This is a genomic window from Streptomyces sp. NPDC059853 (assembly GCF_042731495.1).
In the GTDB taxonomy this organism is placed as follows: Bacteria; Actinomycetota; Actinomycetes; order Streptomycetales; family Streptomycetaceae; genus Streptomyces.
In genome coordinates, this window is the sequence record NZ_JBHWJL010000078.1 from 1 (window position 1) to 19,397 (window position 19,397).

Sequence of the window (19,397 nt, forward strand, 5' to 3'; positions counted from 1 at the left end):
CGACTCATCGATGCCCCCGCCGAACCCGGCGGGTCACGGACAGCGCCGGGCTGGGTGGCCGCCGAGGACATCATCTGCAACTCGTCGTCGGCCGCCGCCGCGCTGGTGTGCGGCTACAGCGCCTCCGGCCCGGAGACCTGGCGCACTGACGACGGCCATCCGCTCGCCGACTACCTCTCCACCGCCTGGCGCCCCCCGCGCAAGGCGTGGCTGGTACGCGGTTCCAATGTCTCGGGGCACAACCTCGTCCGGCATCTGTGGCTGGACGAAGGGATTGTGTCGCTCCCTGGCAGTCATCTGCCCCCGCTGGAGGAGAGCGAGCCGACCAAGAGCGCGCTGCGCCGGTTCGTCGAGGAAGGGTACGAGGGGGCCGCTTCGTACAGCCAGAAGCGCAGCCTCGTGGACGAGTTGCACGCCTTTCTGACTCAGGTACGTCTCGGGGACACCGTGGTCACGATAAGCAGCAGCCGGCTGCACATCGGCCGGATCACCGGGAAGGCCACCCAGGCCGCCTCCCCAGGCGGCCTCTCCGATCTGCGCCGCAGCGTCAGCTGGGAGCGGGACAGCCACGCCTACGAGGACCTGCCGGAGACCGTTCAGCAGAAGTTGTCCGTGCAGCATGACGTGGTGGACCTGACCAGCGTGCTGGATGCGTTGGACGCGCTCACCGGGCAGCCGGGCGAACAGGCCACGCTGGGCGACGTCAGCGCGGGCGCGGAACCCGCGCCCCAGCCGCCTGCGCTGCGGGAGCTGTCGCTGCCGGAGATCACCGACACCCTCACCGACGACCTCCTCGTCCATGACCGCGCCTGGCTGGAGGAGGTGCGAGTGCTGCTGCTGGATGAGCGGCAGCTGGTGTTCCACGGTCCGCCGGGCACCGGCAAGACGTACCTGGCGATGAAGCTCGCCGAGTACTTCGGCGGTGGCCCCGAACAGGTCAAGATCGTGCAGTTCCACCCCTCCTACGCCTACGAGGACTTCTTCGAGGGCTTCCGGCCCGTGGAGGATCCGGAAACGCGGGAGGTGGCCTTCCGGCTGTCGGCGGGTCCGCTCCGGGAGCTGGCCGATCTCGCCTCCCGTGAGGGCAACCGGCACCTGCCGCACTTCCTGATCATCGACGAGATCAACCGCGCCAATCTGGCGAAGGTCTTCGGCGAGCTGTACTTCCTCCTGGAGTACCGGACGAAGTCGGTCCGTCTCACCTACTCGGGGGACGACTTCGCCCTGCCCCCCAACCTGTTCGTCATCGGCACCATGAACACCGCCGACCGGTCGATCGCACTCGTGGACGCGGCGATGCGGCGCCGGTTCGCGTTCGTCGAACTGTCCCCGCGCACCGAGCCGACCGCCGGACTGCTGCCGCGTTGGCTCAAGCGGGAGGGCCTGGACATGGCGCCCGCCCATCTCCTCGACGCCCTCAACGAGCGCATCGGCGACCCGGACTTCGCGATCGGCCCTTCATACCTCATGAAGCCCGGTGTCCATCGCGACAACGGCCTTGACCGGACGTGGCGCACCAAGATCCTGCCGCTACTCGAAGAGCACCACTACGGCGAGGGCCTGGACATCGCCGCCCGCTACGGCCTCGACGCGCTGCGCGGGCAGGATCGGACGGCGTGAGCGCCGCCGTCCCGGGCGTCGGCACGGTCACCTCCACCGTGCCGGGCCCACGTACCGGCACACCCGCCGCCCCCACCACCGAGGTCAGCCTGCGTGAGTACGGGTCCCCGGTGTCCGTGCCACTCACCGCCACGGCCGGGCGGGCTCTCGCCGCGTCGGGAATTCTGGCGAGCGCGGCCCCGGACCCCGGCCGGGACGGTCACTGGCTGCTGCGGGCGGGAAGCCGGGTCGGTGCCGTACGTACCCGGGGCGGCCCGGTCGTGCGGATCATGCCCAAGGTGCCGGTGAGCCGGCTGTTCTTCCTGCTCGGATTCAGCCTCGACCCGGCGCGTGCCTGGCGCGAGGGCCGGGAGGGCACCGTGGACGTCGGCGTCTACGAGGATGTCGTGCCCGCCCTCGCGCATGCCGTGGAGCGGCAGATCGACGCGGCGCTGTCGAAGGGGGTGCTCCAGGGGTACCGAGTGGTGGAGGAGTCCGCGCTGGTGGTGCGGGGCCGGCTGCGTGAGGCCGAGCAGATCCGGCGGCATTTCGGGCGTACGCCGCCCGTGGAGATCGCCTACGACGCGTACACCGCCGACACCGCCGAGAACCGCATCCTTCGCGCGGCCACCGAGCGGCTGCTGCGGCTGCCGGGGGTCCCGGCCCCCGTACGGCGGCGCCTCGGCCATCAGCGGGCGCGGCTCGTCGACGCCGGGCCGCTCGTGCGCGGGCAGGAGCTGCCGCGCTGGCAGCCGTCCCGGCTCAACTCCCGCTACCAGCCGGCGCTGCGGCTCGCCGAGGCCGTGCTGCGCGGTTCCGCCCCGGAACACCGGGCGCCCAGGACCGATCCGCTCACCGTGGACGGCTTTCTGCTCGACATGAACCGGCTGTTCGAGGACTTCGTCACCGTCGCGCTGCGCGAGGGCCTCCGGGAGCACGGCCTGACCGCCCGCCTCCAGGATCTCCACCACCTCGACACCGCCGGCCTGGTGCGGATGCGTCCCGATCTCGTCGTGCGCACCGGCGACGGCCGCACCCCGCTCGCCGTCGTCGACGCCAAGTACAAGATCGAGAAGGCCGACGGGCTGCTCAACGCCGACCTCTACCAGGCGCTCACCTACGCGACCGTCCTCGGCCTGCGCGAGGCGCACCTGGTGTACGCGGCCGGACGGCGGCCCGAGCGTTTCCACGAGGTACGGGGGACGGCGGGGCCGGACGGACGGGGCATGCGGCTGTACCAGCACGCCCTTGACCTCTCGCGCGACCCCGCGCACCTGCTCTCGGACATCCAGGGCATCGCCGGGCGGCTGGCGGCGGGCGCCGCCCCGCCGTCGTGACCGCAGGGCCCCGTGCGGGGCCCGCACCCGACCGGCCGGCCCCTTTTCGCCGGCCCCTGACCGCTGCCCGCCCGGCACACGAACGAAGGGACCCCCATGCCGCGCCTCGCCTTCGCCCAGAGCTTCTGGGACGGCTACGACACTCTGGAGAAGCCGGTACGGGCCGGAGTGCGCAAGGCCATGGCGAAATTCCAGGCCATGAGCGTCGCGGAGCTCAACGCGGACAAGGGCCTGCACCTCGAATCCGTGGAGAACGCCCGCGACCAGCGGATGCGCACCATTCGTGTCACCGACTTCTGGCGGGGCGTCGTACTCGCCCCCGATGACGGCAGCGAGATGTTCCTGCTGGTGAAGGTCCTGCCGCACGACGACGCGTACACGTGGGCGGCGAAGCGGCTGTACAGCGCGAACTCCGCGACGCGTGCTCTGGAGGTGCGCGACGCCGTCGCGCTGGACGAACTGACCCCGTTGTACGAGACGGCCGCGCGCACCGCGCCCCGGTTGCTGTTCGCCGGTGTCTCGGACGGTACGCTGCGCGAACTCGGCATCGACGACCAGGTGTTGCGGGCCGCGCGTTCCCTGATGGACAAGGCCCAGCTGGAAGCGTTCGCCACGCTTCTTCCGGAGGATCAGCTGGAGGTGTTGCAATACCTCGCCGAGGGCTTCAGCCCGGAAGAGGTCTACCGTGATGTGGTGGCGGTGCGCCGGCCCGCCGACGCGCCCGCCGAGCCGGTCGAGGACCTGGCCACGGTGATCGCCAACACCCCGGCGCGCATCCGGCTGGTGACCGGGGCGCGGGAGCTGGAGGAGGTGCTGGAGAAGCCGTTCGCGGCCTGGCGGGTCTTTCTGCACCCATCCCAGCGGCGGGTCGCGTACCGCACCTCGTATGGGGGTCCGGTCCAGGTCAGCGGCGGACCGGGGACGGGCAAGACGGTGGCGGCGCTGCACCGGGTGAGGCATCTGCTCGGCGCCCGCGCGGACAGTCGCATTCTGCTGACCACGTACACCAACGCGCTCGCCGCCGGGTTGCGCGAGATGCTCGGCCTGCTGCTCGACCACGACGAGGCACTGCTGGCGCGGGTCGATGTGACGACGGTGGACGCCTGGGCGAACGGCATCGTGCGGACCAGGTCGACGGCGGTGCCCAGGCCGCTCGGCGACCGTGAGCAGCGGCAGGTGTGGGAGAAGACAGTCAAGCAGCTCGGTCTGCCGTTCACCGCCCAGTTCCTCGCCCAGGAGTACCGGCACGTCGTCCTGGGCCAGAACCTGCGCGATCTCGACGCGTACCTCGGTGCGAGCCGGCGCGGCCGGGGCACCGGTCTTGGTCCGGCGCGCCGCCGCGAGGTGTGGAGCGCCGTCGAGCGATTCGAAGAGTTCCTGCGGGAGCGGGGCGAGACCACGCATCTGGGGATCTGCCTGCGGGCGGCGGAACTGCTGGCCGCAGGGCAGGCTCCGTACGCCCATGTCGTCGTGGACGAGGCTCAGGATCTGCATCCGGCGCAGTGGCGTGTGCTGCGCGCCGCCGTCGCCCCGGGGCCCGACGATCTGTTCCTCACCGGTGATCCGCATCAGCGCATCTACGACTCCCGGGTGTCGCTGGGCTCACTGGGTGTGGCCACGACCGGCCGCAGCTTCCGGTTGCGTGTCAACTACCGTTCCACGGAGGAGATCCTGGACTGGTCGGCGCGGCTGCTGGCGCCCGTCAGCGTTGACGCGCTGGATGGCGAGGGGCCGGACTCGCTGGCCGGGTACCGCTCGCTGCTGCACGGGCGGCGTCCCCGGATACAGGGGTATCCGACCCGGGCGGAGGAGACCGAGGCCCTGGTGGGCCGGGTCCGGGGGTTGCTCGCCGAGGGCCTGGCTCCGCACGAGATCGGGGTGTGCGCGCGCTTCAATCTGTCGCTGGACGCGGCTGAGGAGAAGCTGCGGGCCGCCGGTGTTCCGGTGGCTCGGGTGAAGGGGCGGTCGGCGCAGCGGGCCGAGGGGGTACGGCTGGCGACGATGCACGCGATGAAGGGGCTTGAGTTCCGGGCGGTGTCGGTTCTCGGGGTGGCCGAGGGCACCGTGCCGTTCGCTCGGGAGATCACCCCGCGTGAGGCGGACGCGCTCCAGCACGAGGCGGATCTGCTGCGGGAGCGCTGCCTGCTGTTCGTGGCGTGCACGCGGGCACGGGAGGCGCTGAGTGTGACGTGGAGCGGGGTACCCAGCCCGTTTCTGCCGGCCGCCGGCTGACGGGCGGGCGGCGCGGGCCCGCAGGGTCGCGGGGCGGGGCGGGTGTCATTCGCCCGGTGCGAGCGCGCCCGCGGCGAGGCCCTCGCGGGCGAGTTCGGCGAGCTGCCGGCTCAGCTCGTCGACCTTGCGCATCCCCTCCTCGAACGCGGTCAGGGCGCGGAATGCGGAGCCGTACCGGCGCTGTTCTTCGATGCCCATGCGCGGGATGCGTGCGCCCTTGGTATCCAGGCGGTGGGTGCCGCTGGCGCTGGTGGATCGGCGGGCGTTGGCGGGGCTGCGCAGGAACCCGTTCAGGTAGTCGGTGTCGAGTTGCTCGCTGGCCGATACGGGTTCCTGACCGGTGCCGGTGTAGGTGACGAGTCCGGCGCGGGCGAGATCCGCGACGCTGGTGGTGGCGCCGTCCAGCGAGCCCGGTCCTTCGCCCGGCGGCAGTTGAGGCAGGAGGGAAGCGAGGCGCCGGAGTTCGTGGGTCAATTCCCGGCGCAGGGCCGCGTATTCACCGGGGTAGTCGCGGTGACGGGCTCGGAGATGGCTCCCGGGGGTCAGGTCGACGGTGTCGTCGAGGAGTTCGACCAGGGGCACGTCGGCGATCTGGTCGGGGCGTGGGTCCAGGGGGCCGTCGGGGCTGTTGCCGGTCAGGTCCACCATGCGCACGGTGTGGTGGGTGTCCGTCCCCCCGGCGGTTTCGGGGCGCCGCAGACACCAGAGGTGAACGGGCAGGGCATGGGAGGTGGCTGTCCCCGGTGGCAGGGCGACGACTTGGCGCATGATGCCCCGGCGTACGAGTTCCGCCCGGATGCGGCGGCCGGCCTTGCGGTAGGCGACCGAGGCCGACATGACCATGAGGACGTCCCCACCGGGCGCCGTGTGCGCGTAGGCGTGCTGAAGCCAGGCGAGGTCACCTTCGGCCTTGGACGGGGTGCCGAGCTCCCAGCGGGAGTCGAGCAGTAGTTCCTCCCGTCCCCACTCGGTGACGCCTGCCGGGGGGTCACAGACGACGAGCTGCGCTTTCAGCCCCGGCCAGGCGTCGGCGCGCAGGGAGTCACCCGCCACGACGCGTACATCCGGCCGGCCCATCAATCCGGCGCGAAGCTGAGCGAAGCGGGCGCTGTCGGCGTCCAACTCCTGCCCGCGGCGGCGGACCCCCGCCTCGGCGGCAACGGTCAGCAGCAGCACTCCGATTCCGCAGGCGGGGTCGAAGACTGTGGCGCCGGAGGGTAGTTCGGGGGCGAAGTAGCGTACGGCGCGCGCCACACGCTCGGAGGTCACCTGATCGGATCCCGTGCGCCGGGCGGAGTCCATGAAACGCTCTGTCAGGGCGTTCACCAGATCGACGGGGGCTTCGGTGCGGGCGAGCGTCCGTACCCGGCCGGCGATCTCCTCCGGCAGCCCCGGGCTGTCCTCCCCGGCCAGTTCCCCGGCCACCTCCGCCAGACCCGCGACCAGTTGCTCCCCGTACGCGGCGCGCAGGGCTTGCCACAACTCGACCTCGGGGGACACCGCCTGGCCCTTGTGCTGCTTCGTCAGCCACTTCTGGACATCGGCGAGGGCGTAGAGCGGGCTGTTCGCCGCGCCGCCCGCCGGGGCGGGGAAGTCCTCGTAGCGCCGGCGCCAGTTGGAGACAGCGGCCCGGGTGACTCCGGCCAGCCGGGCGATCTCGGAGCCGGTGACCAAAGGGCCGTCCGGTGAAGCGGCGTTGTCCGTCATGGCATGAGTGTACACGTTCCGCCATCGACACTCCATAGTGAGCACGTTGACACCGTAAACGGAGCCATGCCAACATTACTCGTGTACTCGACGCTCCTGGCCCGGTACGGCTCCAGCACGTCCGCCCGATCCCGCGCATCCCCCCATTTCTCGCCGCAAGGAGACATGCCGTGGCACCAAAGACCGTGGTGCGTACCGTTTACCGGCTGCCCCGCACCGCCCCCACCCGCGAGGCCATGCTGGACGCCCTCGACACGGACCTGCTGGACTCGTTCGGTGCCACCGTGCACCTCCCGGAGACGCTCGGGGTGCCGGCTGTGTACATCACCTGCGGCATGGAGCAGTCGGAGGCTCCTTGGTGCGCGTCCATGGCCCGCACCACCGGCATCGCGGTCACCGAGCGCGTCCGCCGTACGGCCGCCCTGCTCCTGCTCGCCCTCGACAGCACGGTGTACGCCATCGGCTGCGACCAGGGGTACCGGCTGATCCCCGATCACCTCAAGGACAAGCGGTTCGGTCTCTCCTTCGCCATCCGTCAGATGGACCCGGAAATGATCCGCGGTGCTGTCTCCAGGTCGCTCGGGCAGGCCCGCACCGACATCTCCCTGGTCCCGGGCGGCGCGCCGGTACCGCTGCTGGGCATCCGGGACCACTCACGTGTCGTGGGCAGCCTGGGCGGATTCCTCGACGGCGTGCCGCTCACCCACTCGCGGTACAAACGAGGCAAGGCCGTCAGTGCGCACGGCGGCTGCGGTCTGCGGATCGCCCTCGGGATCGAACCAAAGGATCTGCTCTCCGACCTGCGGACCATCACCCGGATCTGCCGTGAGGACAGCCCGCATCCGGAGTTGGAGTTCATCGACCACATCGCGCCGGTCGACGATCCGGTCGTCCTCGCCGCACTGGAAGCGGACCTGGACGAGCGCCTCGGACACCCGGCCGACGGACAAATCTCCGTCGCCGTCCCCACCGAACATCACGCGGCGTTCACCGAGGCCACCACCTACCTCACCCGGATCAACAGCACCGAGGCGCGTGGTTCCGACGCCTTCGACCTCGACTACGTACTCGGCCGGGCCCGGCTCGCGCCACCCGGCGGACGCCTGGCGGCGCTGCGTGCCGGGAAGGTGACCCTGGCCCGTGAGCGCTTGGCGGGGCCCGCCGACACACTGGCCGTCACCAGCGCGCTGACGTGGCTGGAGACCGGTCTCGTCCGCGGTACCCGGCGCTTCTTCCTGGCTGACGGCGCCTGGTACGAGGCCGGGGCGGCGTACGTGGAAGAGTGCCGGGCGACCGTGGCGGGGCTGTTCTCCCCCACTCCCGCCATCTCGCTGCCCGCCTGGAACAAGGGCGAGTCCGAGTACCTCTACAACAACAGGGTGGCGGATGACCGGCCCGGCTGGCTCTGCCTCGACACCGAGACCGTCGCCAACCCCCTGCGGCCCAGGGACCAGCTGGAGATCTGCGATCTGCTCATGCCCGACGGTACGCTGGTGCTCGTCAAACGGGCGAGTGGTTCCGGTCCGCTCAGTCACCTGTTCGGCCAGGCAAGGGTAGCCGTGGAGGTACTCCAGGAATCCGGTGAGACCGCCGCCCGGTTCCGTGCGAAGGTGGAGCGGCTCAGCGGAGGCAAGCGTCTCCTCCCGGAGGGCTTCACGCCCAGGCACGTCATTCTCGCCATGCTGCTCAAAGGCCGCGAGACGCTGACCCCGGAGTCCGTCTTCGGCTTCTCCCAGATCACCATCGCCCAGACCGCGAAGGCGCTGCGGGCCCGCGGGGTGACCGTCGAGGTCATCGGTATTCCCGAAGGCGGTGCCACCTCAGACCTTCCCGCGTCAGAGGAGGACGAGAGGGTGGTCGCCCGCTGAGGGCCGCCGGGCGCGGGACAGCGGACAGGTCCTTGATCGGGGTTGCTCACCGTGCCGCCGAGAGGCAGCGAAGAACGCCTCCGACTTCGGATTCCGGCCGACGGCGAGCGGTTGGCGTCGCCTCGACCGCCGCAACACCACTCGGCCTCAGCTGGACAGCCGCAGCAGTGCCCGCACGGTCAGCTCGGCCCCCATGTTCCCGCGGACAACGGTCTCTCATGCGAGGACCCACCTGCTGTGAGGGCTCCCAGTCTCTCCCCACTGCCTCGCGAACCCCATGGTTTCTCCAGGGCGTGCCCATGTGGAGGAACTGTGCGATCCGGGCGCTCATCGGTGCATGATCGTGTGGACAGCAGGGGAACACTTCCACACGGACGGTCAACCACCTGACTGCGCTGAGGAGTTCCGTCATGAAACAAACGACGCATCAGGTCTCAGGGCGTGCGATGGACCAGCGTGGCGCGAGCTGGACACTGGTGCTCTTCGCCGTCACCGGCGTGCTGGCGCTGCTCGCCTCCCCCGTCACCGCCCTGTACGGGCTGCTGCTCGGCGCGGGCGGTCTGGTCGCCACCGGTGTGCTGGCCCGCCGGCACGACAGTACGGGGACGACGGCGGCCACCGTGGTGTTCGCCGGGCTGCTGGCCGGGAGCCTGCCGTATCTGCTGGCCGGGGCCTTCCTGCCCTGAGCCGTCACAGCCAGTCGTTGCGGCGGAAGAGGACGTACAGCAGCAGGGTGATGCCCACGATCAGCGCGCTGGAGGAGAGCAGCCCCGCGTGGCTGCTGAACCCCGGGTAGGGCACGTTCTGCCCGTAGTAGCCGGTGATCGCGGTCGGCACCGCGATGATCGCCGCCCAGCTGGTCACCTTCTTCATGATGAGGTTCATCCGGTTGCTCTGGAGGGAGAGGTTGGTCTCCATCACCGAGGCCACCATGTCCCGCAGGGACTCCGTCCACTCGGCGGCGCGCAGGACGTGGTCGTAGATGTCCTGGTAGTAGGGCATCAGCCGGTCGGTGATCACCCCCGTCCCGGGGCGCATCAAGGTGGCGACCACCTCACGCATGGGCAGCACCACCCGGCGCAGCCCCACCAGGGACTTGCGCAGCTGGTACGCGTCGCGCTGTACCTGGCGGATCTCGCCCGGGTCCTCCGCGAAGAGCAGCGCCTCCAGTTCCTCGATGGCGTCGTCCAGCTGCTGCACCGCGAGAAAGTGGCCGTCCACCAGATGGTCGAGCAGTCCGTGCAGCAGGAAGCCGACGCCCTGGCCGGCGAGGTCGGGGCTGTCGTCCCACCGGGCGACGACGTCGTCGATGTCGAATCCGTCGTCCTGGCGGACCGTGATCAGGGCCCGCCGGGTGAGGAAGGCGGCGATCTCGGTGGTGCTCAGCCGCCCGTCGTGCGGGTCGACGCGCACCGCGTAGCCGCTGAAGAACTCGTGCGTCCGGTAGCGGTCGATCTTGGGGCGCTGACCGGCGTTGGCGGCGTCCTCCAGGGCGAGTTCGTGCAGTCCGAACTCCTGGCCGACCCGGGCCAGCTTCTGCGGGGTGGGCTGGAAGAGGTCGAGCCAGACCAGCGCCGCCGGGTCGGCCAGGTGCTCGGAGATCTCGTGGACCGGGAAGTTCTCCCGGACCAGGGATCCGTCGCGGTACAGCCGGGTGCGCGCCATGTTCCGACATTAGGGGCGGCGGGCGGTGCTCACCACGGCAGTCCGATCACCCCCTGGCGGCGCGGCAGCCCGCCCGTGCGCAACGTTTCTCCCCTGCCGCGGCCCCGGGGCCGTGCGGGCTCTCCCCCGGTGTGCCCGCCGGGGGAGGCACACCGTGTTCGCGGCCTTCGGGCCGGGCCACACCGGCGCAGCCGTCACCCCGGCTGCCGTACGCCGCCCGGGTGACGGCGGTACCACCGGGAGCGGCGCGGGGCGCCCGGGAACCTGCACCCGCGGCAGGGGGGCAACTCCGGGCGGATGGCGCAGGATGGGCACATGACCTTCCATGTCGACTCCGAGACCGGCCGGCTGCGCCGCGTCATCCTGCACCGGCCGGGCCTGGAACTGAAGCGGCTGACCCCGAGCAACAAGGACGATCTGCTCTTCGACGACGTGCTGTGGGTACGCCGGGCACAGCAGGAGCACGACATCTTCGCGGAGCTGCTGCGCGAGCGCGGCGTCACGGTGCATCTGTTCGAGGAGCTGCTGACCGAGGCGCTGGCGATCCCGGCCGCCCGGGCGCTGGTGCTCGACCGGGTCTTCGACGAGCGGGAGTACGGGCCGCTGGCCACCGACGGGCTGCGCGCGGTGTTCGAGGGGCTGCCGGACGCCGAGCTGGCCGAGGCGCTGATCGGCGGCATGACCAAGCGGGAGTACCTGGAGGCGCACCGCGAACCGTCCTCGGTGCGGTTCCATGTGATGGCGCCCGACGACTTCCTGCTCCAGCCGCTGCCCAACCATCTGTTCACCCGGGACACCTCGGCGTGGGTGTACGACGGGGTGGCCATCAACGCGATGCGCTGGCCGGCCAGGCAGCGGGAGAGCGTCCACTTCGAGGCGGTGTACGGGCACCACCCGCTGTTCGCCGGGCCCGGTGCCGGGGCGTTCCACCGGTGGTCGGAGGGGCAGGGCGGGCACCCGTCCACCATCGAGGGCGGGGACGTGCTGGTGATCGGCGGCGGCGCGGTGCTGGTGGGGATGAGCGAGCGGACCACGCCGCAGGCGGTGGAGCTGCTGGCGCGGCGGCTGTTCGCGACCGGCTCGGCGCGCACGATCGTGGCGCTCGACATGCCCAAGCGGCGGGCGTTCATGCATCTGGACACGGTGCTGACGATGGTGGACGGCGAGACGTTCACGCAGTACGCGGGGCTGGGGATGCTCCGCTCGTACACCATCGAGCCGGGTGCGGACGAGGGGGAGCTGAAGGTCACCGACCATCCGGCGGAGCACATGCACCGGGCGATCGCGGCGGCGCTCGGTCTGGACGGGATCCGGGTGCTGACGGCGACGCAGGACGTGCACGCGGCGGAGCGGGAGCAGTGGGACGACGGCTGCAATGTGCTGGCGGTGGAGCCGGGGGTGGTGGTCACGTACGAGCGCAATGTGACCACCAATACCTATCTGCGGCGCAGCGGTTTCGAGGTGCTGGAGATCCCGGGCAGTGAGCTGGGACGGGGCCGGGGCGGGCCGCGCTGCATGAGCTGCCCGGTGGAGCGGGATCCGGTGTGACCTGCCCGGAGGCCCTTGCATAGCCATGAGGTACCCCGTATAGACTTCCATCGTTCCCTCAGACAACTTTTCGACCAGGAGCCCTCCATGGCGACAGAACTCACCGGCCGCCACCTGCTCAAGGAGCTGGACCTCACCCCCGGGGAGTTCCGTTCCCTCATCGCCCTGGCCGCCGAGCTGAAGGCCGCTCGGCGGGCCGGGACGGAGCAGCGGCGGCTGGTGGGCCGGAACATCGCGCTGATCTTCGAGAAGAGTTCCACCAGGACCCGCTGCGCGTTCGAGGTGGCGGCGGCCGAGCAGGGCGCGGCCACCACGTACCTGGATCCGTCGGCCAGCCACGTCGGGTACAAGGAGTCGGCCAAGGACACCGCCCGGGTGCTCGGCCGGATGTTCGATGCGATCCAGTACCGGGGCTCCGCCCAGCACACGGTGGAGGAGCTGGCGGCGTACGCCGGGGTGCCGGTCTACAACGGGCTGACCGACGACTGGCACCCCACCCAGATGCTGGCCGACGTGCTCACCATGACCGAGCACAGCGACAAGCCGCTGGACCGCATCGCCTACGCCTACCTGGGCGACGCGCGCAACAACATGGGCAACTCCTACCTGGCCACCGGCGCCCTGCTCGGCATGGACGTCCGGATCGTCGCACCGCGCGTGCTGTGGCCCGAGGACGAGGTGGTCGCCGGGGCCCGGGCGCTGGCGGAGCGCACCGGCGCCCGGATCACGCTGACCGAGGAGGTGGCCGAGGGCGTGGCGGGCGCGGACTTCGTCGCCACCGATGTGTGGGTGTCGATGGGCGAACCGATCCAGGCCTGGGAGCAGCGGATCGGGCTGCTGACCCCGTACGCGGTCACCATGGACGTGCTGCGCGCCACCGGCAATCCGGACGTCCGCTTCCTGCACTGCCTGCCCGCCTTCCACGACCTGGGCACCCAGGTGGGGCGGGAACTGCACGAGCAGTACGGGCTGGACTCGCTGGAGGTCACCGACGAGGTGTTCGAGTCGGAGCACTCGGTGGTGTTCGACCAGGCGGAGAACCGGATGCACACCATCAAGGCGCTGATGGTGGCGACCCTGGGCTGAGCGCCCGGTCCTGCCCTCTCCCGGGAAATGCGTTGAGCGCGGGCCCGTCGGCTGGTATCTCTCGGGGATGCTGACCGGAGATCTTGTACGACTGCGGGCGATGGAGCCCGAGGACGCCGAAGCGCTGTGGCGCTGGAACCACGACCCCGAGGTGATGCGCTGGCTGGACACCTCCTATCCCCAGTCCCTCGCGCAGACGCGCCGCAGGATGGAGGAACGGGAGCCCAACAGCAGCTATGAACGGCTGCTGCTGGCCATCGAGACCCGGGACGAGGGCCGGCTCATCGGGGTCACCTGCCTGCGCGACTTCGAGGCCGAGAACGGCATGGCCGTCCTGGACATCTACCTGGGCGAGAAGGACGCCTGGGGGCAGGGCTACGGCACCGACGCGGTCCGCGCGCTGTGCCGTTACGGCTTCGACCAGCTGCGGCTGCACTCCATCACGCTGTGGGTGGTGGCCGACAACGCCGCCGCCCGCCGCGCGTACGCCAAGGCCGGCTTCACCGAGGACGGCCGGCAGCGCGAGGGCTTCCGCCGCGACGGCCGCTGGCACGATCTGATCCTGATGACCGTACTGGAGCACGAACTGCGACCGCCCGAGCACGCCGGCTGAGCCGTCCCCGGGCGCCCGGCAGCGGCGGAGCGGTGGCCCCGGGCCGCCGCTCCGCCGCGCTGCGCCACCGGGCATCCGGCCGTAGTCCCCCGGTACCGCGTCCCGTGGATGCTCATGGCCCATGGACCGATCGCCCGCCCGGCGGAACCCTCGCCGCCACCGGGGTGGCCGCCGGACAGCTGTGGCCGGTGGTGGCCGGCGCGGTCTCCGTCCTCGTGGGGCGTCCCCGTACCGCACCGGGCCCGGCGCCGCTCCCCCTCCGCGAGACCTTTCTGCGGCGCGCGGCGGCGCGCGGCATCACCGCCACCTGGGACCGCACCCCAACCGGGACCAGCCGCTACGCCAAGCGCGGCTACGTCTTCCTCGGCACCGCAACCGCAGCAGCCCCCGTTATCCGGCTTCGCACCTGAGCACGTGTGTCACAACGCAATGGCCCGATAGGCCCAGGCCTGATCGACCACCTCGCCGGCCGAGAGCTCTCGCTCCGGGGGCCAGAAGATCAGGCGGCCGACATGGCCCGTTGGGCAGGCCAGGGCGCGGTCAAGCCTCTCCAACCACCCGTCCGCCTCCTCCTCGGACTCATAGTCCGCATCCAGGATCCGCTGCACGAGCGCGACCGCTTCAGCCCGGCTCATCTCGACGGCACCCATCACAGCCTCCCAGAGCATCAGCCTCACGAGCAGCATGATCGGCCGGACAAGTCCTCACCGCGCCGGGTGCCCACCACCGTGGCCAGGTCGGGGGCCAGCCGCAGTTCCGTGGCGCTCAGGGCGGGGTGGGTGAGCCAGTGCAGGCGGGCGTGGTCGACAGCGCCCTCGTGGGTGGGCGGCCAGGTGGTGGCGGGGGTGAAGTCGTCGATGGCGACCGTGCCGTGCGGGGTGAGCAGGGCGCGGGGGTCGGCCGGGGTGTCGCCGGGTGTCTTGCCCTGGCCGCCGCCGTCCAGCACCAGCAGGTCGTACGGGCCGTGCGGGGTGATGGCCGGCCAGTCCCCGTGCAGGACAGTCACCCGCGCGTCGTCCGCGAAGAGTCCGGCGGCCAGGGCGGCGCGCTCCGCGTCGCGCTCCACGCTCACCAGGCGGACACCGGGGCCCGCCCCGGCGGCCAGCCAGGCCAGGCCCACCCCGCAGCCGGTACCGGTCTCGGCGATCGCCGCGGTGGCGCCGCCGGCCAGGGCGTGCAGCAGCCGTCCCTGCTCCGGACGGCAGGAGAAGGCGAACCCCGCCGCCCGTGCCGTACGGACCGCCCGTGCCACCAGCGGCGGCACGTCGCGGTGGTGCTTGTAGGCGTTTGTCCCACGCTCCGTCATGGGGTGATGATGTCCCTGATCCACTCCCCGTGAACGAGGGGATCCACAGGGTTCCGCAACGAAGGAATCGGATGAGCTTCCCTTATCTCTCCCATGATGTGGCAGGAGAAGGTCCGGCGGTGCTGTTGCTGCACTCCTCGGTGTGCGACCGCCGGATGTGGGATCCGCAGTGGCGGGTTCTGATCGACGCGGGTTTCCACCTGATCCGGCCCGACTTCCGGGGGCACGGCGACAGTCCGGCCGTTCCCGGGGCGCACAGCGACGCGGAGGACGTCCGGGATCTGCTGGACGAACTGAACGTGGACCGGGTGGCCGTGGCCGGCTCCTCCTTCGGGGGCCGGGTCGCGCTGGAGTTCGCCGCCCGCTGGCCCGAACGGGTCGGTGCCCTCGCCCTGTTGTGCGCGGGGGCACCCGGGCACCGGCCCTCGGCGGTGCTCACCGCGTTCAGCGACAAGGAGGACCAGCTGATCGCGGCCGACGACATCGCCGGGGCGGTCGAGCTGAACGTGAGCACCTGGCTGGGCCCGGACGCCGACGGCAACACCCGGGCGATGGTCCGGCTGATGCAGCGGCGGGCGTTCGATGTGCAGCTCGCCGCCGAGGAGTCCGGCGCGGAGCCGCCGATGGCGGAGCCGGTCCGGCTGTCCCGGATCGGCGCGGTGCCCGTGCTGGCCGTCTCCGGCGCGCACGACTTCCCGGACTTCCGGGAGATCGCCGCGTCCCTGCCGCACCAGCTGCCCAACGCCCGCCATCTGGAGCTGCCCTGGGCCGGCCATCTGCCCTCGCTGGAGCGCCCGGCGGAGGTGGCGGGGCTGCTGGCCGGTTTTCTGCGCGACCAGCGGTGAGAAGGGCCGGAGCGCACGGCGGCCGGGCGGGGAAGCGATGACCGGCGAGCGCTCCGGAGGTGGCGGTGCACCTCTGCCCTGCACGGCGGAGGTTCACTGCACGAGCAGCATTCTGCCGCAGCGACGGGCCGGGGGCGGTGGCCGCCACCGCGATCCGGTCACCGTGTGCCATGGATCAACTACAGAACGTTAAACATTCAAGCGTGACATACCAGCGCTCACCTGCGCTTTCCTCCACCGGCGCACCACCGGGCCCTGTTCGCCCGCCCGCGCAACACGGCCGGAATTCACGCCCGCAGCGCAGCGGCCAGCTCCGCGATCCGCCGCGGCCCCACCCGGCAGCAGCCGCCGATCAGCCCGGCCCCCGCCGCCCGCCACCGCGTGGCGAGCGCCGGGTCGAAGAGGTCGGGGCCCCGCCATCCGCCGCGCGCCGCGTCCCAGCGCTCGCCGCTGTTGGGATAGGCGACCGCCGGTTTCCCGGTGAGCCGCACCGCGAGCCGTACCGCGTCCGTCACCTCGCCCGGCGCGCAGCAGTTCACGCCGACCGCCACCACCTGCGGGTCCGCCGCCAGCGCGAACGCCTCGGTGAGCGGCTGACCGGCCCGGGTCCGGCCCCCGGCCACGGTGTACGACAGCCACACCGGGACGCCGCAGCCGCGCGCCGCCGCCAGCATGGCCCGCGCCTCGGTCACATCCGGCACCGTCTCCAGCGCCAGCAGATCCGGCCCGGCGGCGGCCAGCTCCGCGATCCGCGGGCGGTGGAAATCCGTCAGCTCGGCCTCGGTCAGCCCGTACCGGCCCCGGTACTCGCTGCCGTCCCCCAGCACCGCGCCGTACGGCCCCACCGACGCCGCCACCCGCACCCCTGGGCCCGCGGCCTCCCGGGCCAGCGCCACACTGTCGCGCAGCAGCGCCGCGGCGGCGTCCCGGCCGATGCCCCGGCGGGCGAAGCCCTCGAAGGACGCCTGATAGCTGGCCGTGATCAGCACCTGCGCCCCGGCCCGGACATAGGCGCGGTGCGCGGCGAGCAGCTGCCCCGGATCGTCCGCCAGCAGCCGTGCCGTCCACAGTTCGCCGGACAGCGCGCACCCCTGGGCCCGCAGCTGGTCGGAGAGACCGCCGTCCAGCACCAGGGGTGCGGTGCGCGGCATTACAGCTGGCTCTGCACCTGCGAGGCGATCAGCTCCAGGTGGTCCAGGTCGGACAGGTCCAGGATCTGGAAGTAGATCCGGGTGGCGCCGAGTTCGGCGTAGCGGCCGATCTTGTCGACCACCTCGGCGGGCGAGCCGGCCAGCCCGTTCTCCCGCAGTTCGTCCACCTGGCGGCCGATCGCCGCCGCCCGCCGGGCCACCTCGGCGTCGTCCCGGCCGACGCAGGCGACCAGGGCGTTGGAGTAGATCAGCTCGGAGGGGTCCCGGCCGATCTCGGTGGCGGCGGCCCGCACCCGGTCGAACTGGGCGGCCGAGTCGGCGACCGAGGCGAAGGGGATGTTGAACTCGTCCGCGTACCGGGCCGCCAGCGCCGGGGTCCGCTTGGGGCCGAGCCCGCCGAGCAGGACGGGCACCTTCGCCTGCGCGGGCTTGGGCAGCGCGGGCGAGTCGGCCAGCTGGTAGTAGGCGCCGTCGTAGGAGAAGGTGTCGCCCGGCTGCGTCTCCCACAGCCCGGTCACGATCGCCAGCTGCTCCTCCAGCCGGGGGAACTTCTCCTTCGGGAACGGGATCCCGTACGCCGTGTGCTCCTCCTCGTACCATCCCGCGCCGAGCCCCAGCTCCACCCGGCCGCCGGACATCGCGTCCACCTGGGCGACCTGGATGGCCAGCACCCCGGGCAGCCGGAAGGTGCCGGCCGTCATCAGGGTGCCGAGCCGGATGCGGCTGGTCTCGCGGGCGAGACCGGCCAGCGTGATCCACGCGTCGGTGGGGCCCGGCAGCCCGTCCACACTGCCCATCTTCAGATAGTGGTCGGACCGGAAGAAGGCGTCGAAGCCGTATTCCTCGGTGGCCTTGGCGACGGACAGCAGGGTCTCGTAGCTGGCGCCCTGCTGCGGTTCGGTGAAGATACGCAGATCCATGCGCTCCATTGTGACCCCTGGAGATCACCGGACGGGAAAGCGCTCCTCGTTGCGGTCGATCTTGGCGGCGAGCGCGGCCTGCGGATCCACGCCGAGCACGGTGCACAGTTGCAGCAGGTAGGCGAGCACGTCGGCGATCTCGTCCTCGACCCGGGCGGCGCTCTCCGGGTCCTCCATGACGGTCATGGACTGCTCGGGGGTGAGCCACTGGAAGATCTCCAGCAGTTCCCCCGCCTCCACGGTGAGCGCGGCGGCCAGGTTCTTGGGCGTGTGGAACCGCTCCCAGTCCCGGGCGGCGGCGAAGGCCGCCAGCCGGTCCTGGAGGGCGGCGATCCGGTGGTGCGGTACGGAGTCGGTCACGCCCACGGTCTATCACCGTCCGCGCCGCCGGCCGGCACCGGCCCCGGGCGCGGGGGTACGGCACGGGTACGGTCCGTCAGCCGGCGCGCCGTACCACCGGGGTACCCGGGGTGAGCAGCGCGGTCTCCCCCGGCGAGACATCGGGACGCAGGATCTCGGCGGTGCCCGCGGCGGGCCGGAAGAGGGCGATCTCGCCGGGCGCCAGCGCGGCGGCCGGCCGGCCGGCGTCCTCCCCCAGCACCCGGGCGGCCATGGGCGCGAACTGGGCGTCCAGGACGAGGACGGCGTCCGCCCCGCCCCAGAACCGGGAGTGCCGCGGCACCGCCCGGGTCACGTGCAGCACTGTGCGCCAGGGGCCGGCGGCGCTCGCCGCGGGCGGCGGGCGGCGGCGGTCGCTGATCAGGGCCTGCGGACCGGACTCCACGGTGGGCGGGGCCGGGGTGCGGTCCGGCCAGCCGCCGGTGCCCTCGCCGTCCGCGAACTCCAGCCGGTCACCGGCGGCGAGCCGCACCCCCGACCACTGGTCCGGCACCCGGGTACTCGCGGTGACCCGGGCCCCGGCCGCCAGCAGCCGCAGCGCGAACAGCCGGCCGAACAGCGACTCGCCCAGCACACCGATCCGGGTCCCGGCGCCGCCGAGGGCGGGCACCGACACCGGCCGCCCGGTCCGGTCCGTCCCCAGATGGATCCCGGCCGCCACCGGCAGCGCGTGCACCCCGCCGCGTTCCTCGTCCCGCCACCGTACGGCCGGGATGGCCGCCGTACTCGCCCCGTATCCGCGCACCGCGCGTTCCTCTCGCTTCGTGACGGTCATCGCGCGGCCCCGGACGGCACCAGGCCCGCCGCCTCCCACACCGAGCGGGCGGGGTGGGCCAGCGGAAGGGTCGCCAGCAGACCGGCCCGCTGGTCCTCCGCCGGGGGGCCGACGACCCCGGTACGGATCAGGCGGTCGCGTTCGGCGGCGGCGTGCTGGGCGACGGTGGACACCAGCCGGACCGCCGTCCGCACCCGGATGCCGTCCTCCGGGTCGTGGGTGAGGGTGGCCGCCGTCACCACCCGGTCGGCCGCGCAGCCGCCCAGCGCGGTGATCAGCCGGGCCCAGTCGGCCGCGGCGGCGACCGGCACCGTCATGGTGCAGTGGGTGGCCGCCTTGCCCGCCC

At 72.0% G+C, this 19,397-nt stretch carries 18 protein-coding genes and 1 pseudogene; 10 read left to right on the forward strand and 9 right to left on the reverse strand.

Annotation, left to right across the window (positions count from 1 at the left end):
• The 3 genes from ACFV5N_RS11390 to ACFV5N_RS11400 all read left to right on the forward strand — a co-directional run.
• The coding region (locus ACFV5N_RS11390; protein WP_385597275.1) for a DUF4357 domain-containing protein at positions 1 to 1,620 on the forward strand (1,620 nt) is incomplete at its 5' end.
• A 38-nt stretch (positions 1,621 to 1,658) separates the two neighbouring features.
• Positions 1,659 to 2,936, forward strand: a complete 1,278-nt coding sequence (locus ACFV5N_RS11395) for an McrC family protein (RefSeq protein ID WP_385597317.1) — start codon at positions 1,659 to 1,661, stop codon at positions 2,934 to 2,936.
• Positions 2,937 to 3,032: 96 nt separating this feature from the next.
• A complete protein-coding gene (locus ACFV5N_RS11400; RefSeq protein WP_385597278.1) occupies positions 3,033 to 5,168 on the forward strand; it encodes a UvrD-helicase domain-containing protein in 2,136 nt (711 codons plus the stop codon).
• Between the two features lie 45 nt (positions 5,169 to 5,213).
• Here ACFV5N_RS11400 and ACFV5N_RS11405 read toward each other — a convergent pair whose 3' ends face one another.
• The gene (locus tag ACFV5N_RS11405) at positions 5,214 to 6,875 is read right to left on the reverse strand and encodes an N-6 DNA methylase (RefSeq protein WP_385597281.1); all 1,662 of its coding nucleotides are present in this window, start codon (positions 6,873 to 6,875) and stop codon (positions 5,214 to 5,216) included.
• Positions 6,876 to 7,045: 170 nt separating this feature from the next.
• On the opposite strand from ACFV5N_RS11405, the gene ACFV5N_RS11410 reads away from it, so the two are divergent.
• Both ACFV5N_RS11410 and ACFV5N_RS11415 read left to right on the forward strand, forming a co-directional pair.
• Entirely contained in the window at positions 7,046 to 8,743 is a 1,698-nt protein-coding gene (locus ACFV5N_RS11410; RefSeq protein WP_385597284.1) for a TIGR04141 family sporadically distributed protein, read from the forward strand.
• A gap of 446 nt (positions 8,744 to 9,189) precedes the next feature.
• Positions 9,190 to 9,429 carry a hypothetical protein gene (locus ACFV5N_RS11415; protein WP_385597286.1) on the forward strand — a complete coding sequence of 80 codons (240 nt, stop codon included), beginning with the start codon at positions 9,190 to 9,192 and terminating at the stop codon, positions 9,427 to 9,429.
• Between the two features lie 4 nt (positions 9,430 to 9,433).
• Here ACFV5N_RS11415 and ACFV5N_RS11420 read toward each other — a convergent pair whose 3' ends face one another.
• Positions 9,434 to 10,408, reverse strand: coding sequence for a magnesium transporter CorA family protein (locus tag ACFV5N_RS11420; protein ID WP_385597289.1), 975 nt, complete (start codon positions 10,406 to 10,408; stop codon positions 9,434 to 9,436).
• Between the two features lie 315 nt (positions 10,409 to 10,723).
• Here ACFV5N_RS11420 and ACFV5N_RS11425 point away from each other — a divergent pair, with 315 nt between their 5' ends.
• The 4 genes from ACFV5N_RS11425 (at position 10,724) to ACFV5N_RS11440 (ending at position 14,065) form a co-directional block, all read left to right on the forward strand.
• Positions 10,724 to 11,956 (forward strand): arginine deiminase, encoded by a 1,233-nt coding sequence (locus ACFV5N_RS11425; RefSeq protein WP_385597292.1) that lies wholly within the window; start codon positions 10,724 to 10,726, stop codon positions 11,954 to 11,956.
• An 87-nt stretch (positions 11,957 to 12,043) separates the two neighbouring features.
• A complete protein-coding gene (argF, locus tag ACFV5N_RS11430; protein ID WP_385597295.1) occupies positions 12,044 to 13,042 on the forward strand; it encodes an ornithine carbamoyltransferase in 999 nt (332 codons plus the stop codon).
• A 67-nt stretch (positions 13,043 to 13,109) separates the two neighbouring features.
• The gene (locus tag ACFV5N_RS11435) at positions 13,110 to 13,655 is read left to right on the forward strand and encodes a GNAT family N-acetyltransferase (RefSeq protein WP_385597298.1); all 546 of its coding nucleotides are present in this window, start codon (positions 13,110 to 13,112) and stop codon (positions 13,653 to 13,655) included.
• Between the two features lie 104 nt (positions 13,656 to 13,759).
• Positions 13,760 to 14,065 (forward strand): hypothetical protein, encoded by a 306-nt coding sequence (locus ACFV5N_RS11440; protein WP_385597301.1) that lies wholly within the window; start codon positions 13,760 to 13,762, stop codon positions 14,063 to 14,065.
• A gap of 9 nt (positions 14,066 to 14,074) precedes the next feature.
• Here the strand turns inward: ACFV5N_RS11440 and ACFV5N_RS11445 are convergent, their stop codons facing one another.
• Positions 14,075 to 14,305, reverse strand: a complete 231-nt coding sequence (locus ACFV5N_RS11445; protein WP_385597320.1) for an e9imm peptide — start codon at positions 14,303 to 14,305, stop codon at positions 14,075 to 14,077.
• A 23-nt stretch (positions 14,306 to 14,328) separates the two neighbouring features.
• Positions 14,329 to 14,961, reverse strand: a complete 633-nt coding sequence (locus ACFV5N_RS11450) for an O-methyltransferase (protein ID WP_385597304.1) — start codon at positions 14,959 to 14,961, stop codon at positions 14,329 to 14,331.
• 71 nt (positions 14,962 to 15,032) lie between these two features.
• On the opposite strand from ACFV5N_RS11450, the gene ACFV5N_RS11455 reads away from it, so the two are divergent.
• Positions 15,033 to 15,806 carry an alpha/beta fold hydrolase gene (locus ACFV5N_RS11455; protein ID WP_385597307.1) on the forward strand — a complete coding sequence of 258 codons (774 nt, stop codon included), beginning with the start codon at positions 15,033 to 15,035 and terminating at the stop codon, positions 15,804 to 15,806.
• Positions 15,807 to 16,093: 287 nt separating this feature from the next.
• Here ACFV5N_RS11455 and mmuM read toward each other — a convergent pair whose 3' ends face one another.
• The 5 genes and pseudogenes from mmuM to ACFV5N_RS11480 form a co-directional block, all read right to left on the reverse strand.
• A complete protein-coding gene (gene mmuM, locus ACFV5N_RS11460) occupies positions 16,094 to 16,957 on the reverse strand; it encodes a homocysteine S-methyltransferase (protein WP_385597309.1) in 864 nt (287 codons plus the stop codon).
• On the reverse strand, positions 16,957 to 17,877 hold the full coding sequence (locus ACFV5N_RS11465; RefSeq protein ID WP_375061496.1) for an LLM class F420-dependent oxidoreductase: 921 nt from the start codon (positions 17,875 to 17,877) through the stop codon (positions 16,957 to 16,959). Before ACFV5N_RS11465 ends, mmuM begins: the two co-directional genes overlap by 1 nt.
• 24 nt (positions 17,878 to 17,901) lie before the next feature.
• Positions 17,902 to 18,243, reverse strand: coding sequence for a nucleotide pyrophosphohydrolase (locus ACFV5N_RS11470; protein ID WP_385597312.1), 342 nt, complete (start codon positions 18,241 to 18,243; stop codon positions 17,902 to 17,904).
• Positions 18,244 to 18,313: 70 nt separating this feature from the next.
• Positions 18,314 to 19,051, reverse strand: coding sequence for a hypothetical protein (locus ACFV5N_RS11475; RefSeq protein ID WP_385597314.1), 738 nt, complete (start codon positions 19,049 to 19,051; stop codon positions 18,314 to 18,316).
• Positions 19,048 to 19,397: pseudogene (locus ACFV5N_RS11480) on the reverse strand (hypothetical protein); the annotation flags it as partial. The pseudogene ACFV5N_RS11480 and the gene ACFV5N_RS11475, both read right to left, overlap by 4 nt.

What these genes read in the sequence shown, in the direction of transcription:
- argF (WP_385597295.1), top strand. Translation starts at nt 12,044, where the DNA reads ATGGCGACAGAACTCACCGGCCGCCACCTGCTCAAGGAGCTGGACCTC.
- ACFV5N_RS11455 (WP_385597307.1), top strand. Translation starts at nt 15,033, where the DNA reads ATGAGCTTCCCTTATCTCTCCCATGATGTGGCAGGAGAAGGTCCGGCG.
- mmuM (WP_385597309.1), bottom strand. Translation starts at nt 16,957, where the DNA reads ATGCCGCGCACCGCACCCCTGGTGCTGGACGGCGGTCTCTCCGACCAG.
- ACFV5N_RS11445 (WP_385597320.1), bottom strand. Translation starts at nt 14,305, where the DNA reads ATGGGTGCCGTCGAGATGAGCCGGGCTGAAGCGGTCGCGCTCGTGCAG.
- ACFV5N_RS11435 (WP_385597298.1), top strand. Translation starts at nt 13,110, where the DNA reads ATGCTGACCGGAGATCTTGTACGACTGCGGGCGATGGAGCCCGAGGAC.
- ACFV5N_RS11450 (WP_385597304.1), bottom strand. Translation starts at nt 14,961, where the DNA reads ATGACGGAGCGTGGGACAAACGCCTACAAGCACCACCGCGACGTGCCG.
- ACFV5N_RS11425 (WP_385597292.1), top strand. Translation starts at nt 10,724, where the DNA reads ATGACCTTCCATGTCGACTCCGAGACCGGCCGGCTGCGCCGCGTCATC.
- ACFV5N_RS11420 (WP_385597289.1), bottom strand. Translation starts at nt 10,408, where the DNA reads ATGGCGCGCACCCGGCTGTACCGCGACGGATCCCTGGTCCGGGAGAAC.
- ACFV5N_RS11465 (WP_375061496.1), bottom strand. Translation starts at nt 17,877, where the DNA reads ATGGATCTGCGTATCTTCACCGAACCGCAGCAGGGCGCCAGCTACGAG.
- ACFV5N_RS11475 (WP_385597314.1), bottom strand. Translation starts at nt 19,051, where the DNA reads ATGACCGTCACGAAGCGAGAGGAACGCGCGGTGCGCGGATACGGGGCG.
- ACFV5N_RS11415 (WP_385597286.1), top strand. Translation starts at nt 9,190, where the DNA reads ATGGACCAGCGTGGCGCGAGCTGGACACTGGTGCTCTTCGCCGTCACC.
- ACFV5N_RS11400 (WP_385597278.1), top strand. Translation starts at nt 3,033, where the DNA reads ATGCCGCGCCTCGCCTTCGCCCAGAGCTTCTGGGACGGCTACGACACT.
- ACFV5N_RS11405 (WP_385597281.1), bottom strand. Translation starts at nt 6,875, where the DNA reads ATGACGGACAACGCCGCTTCACCGGACGGCCCTTTGGTCACCGGCTCC.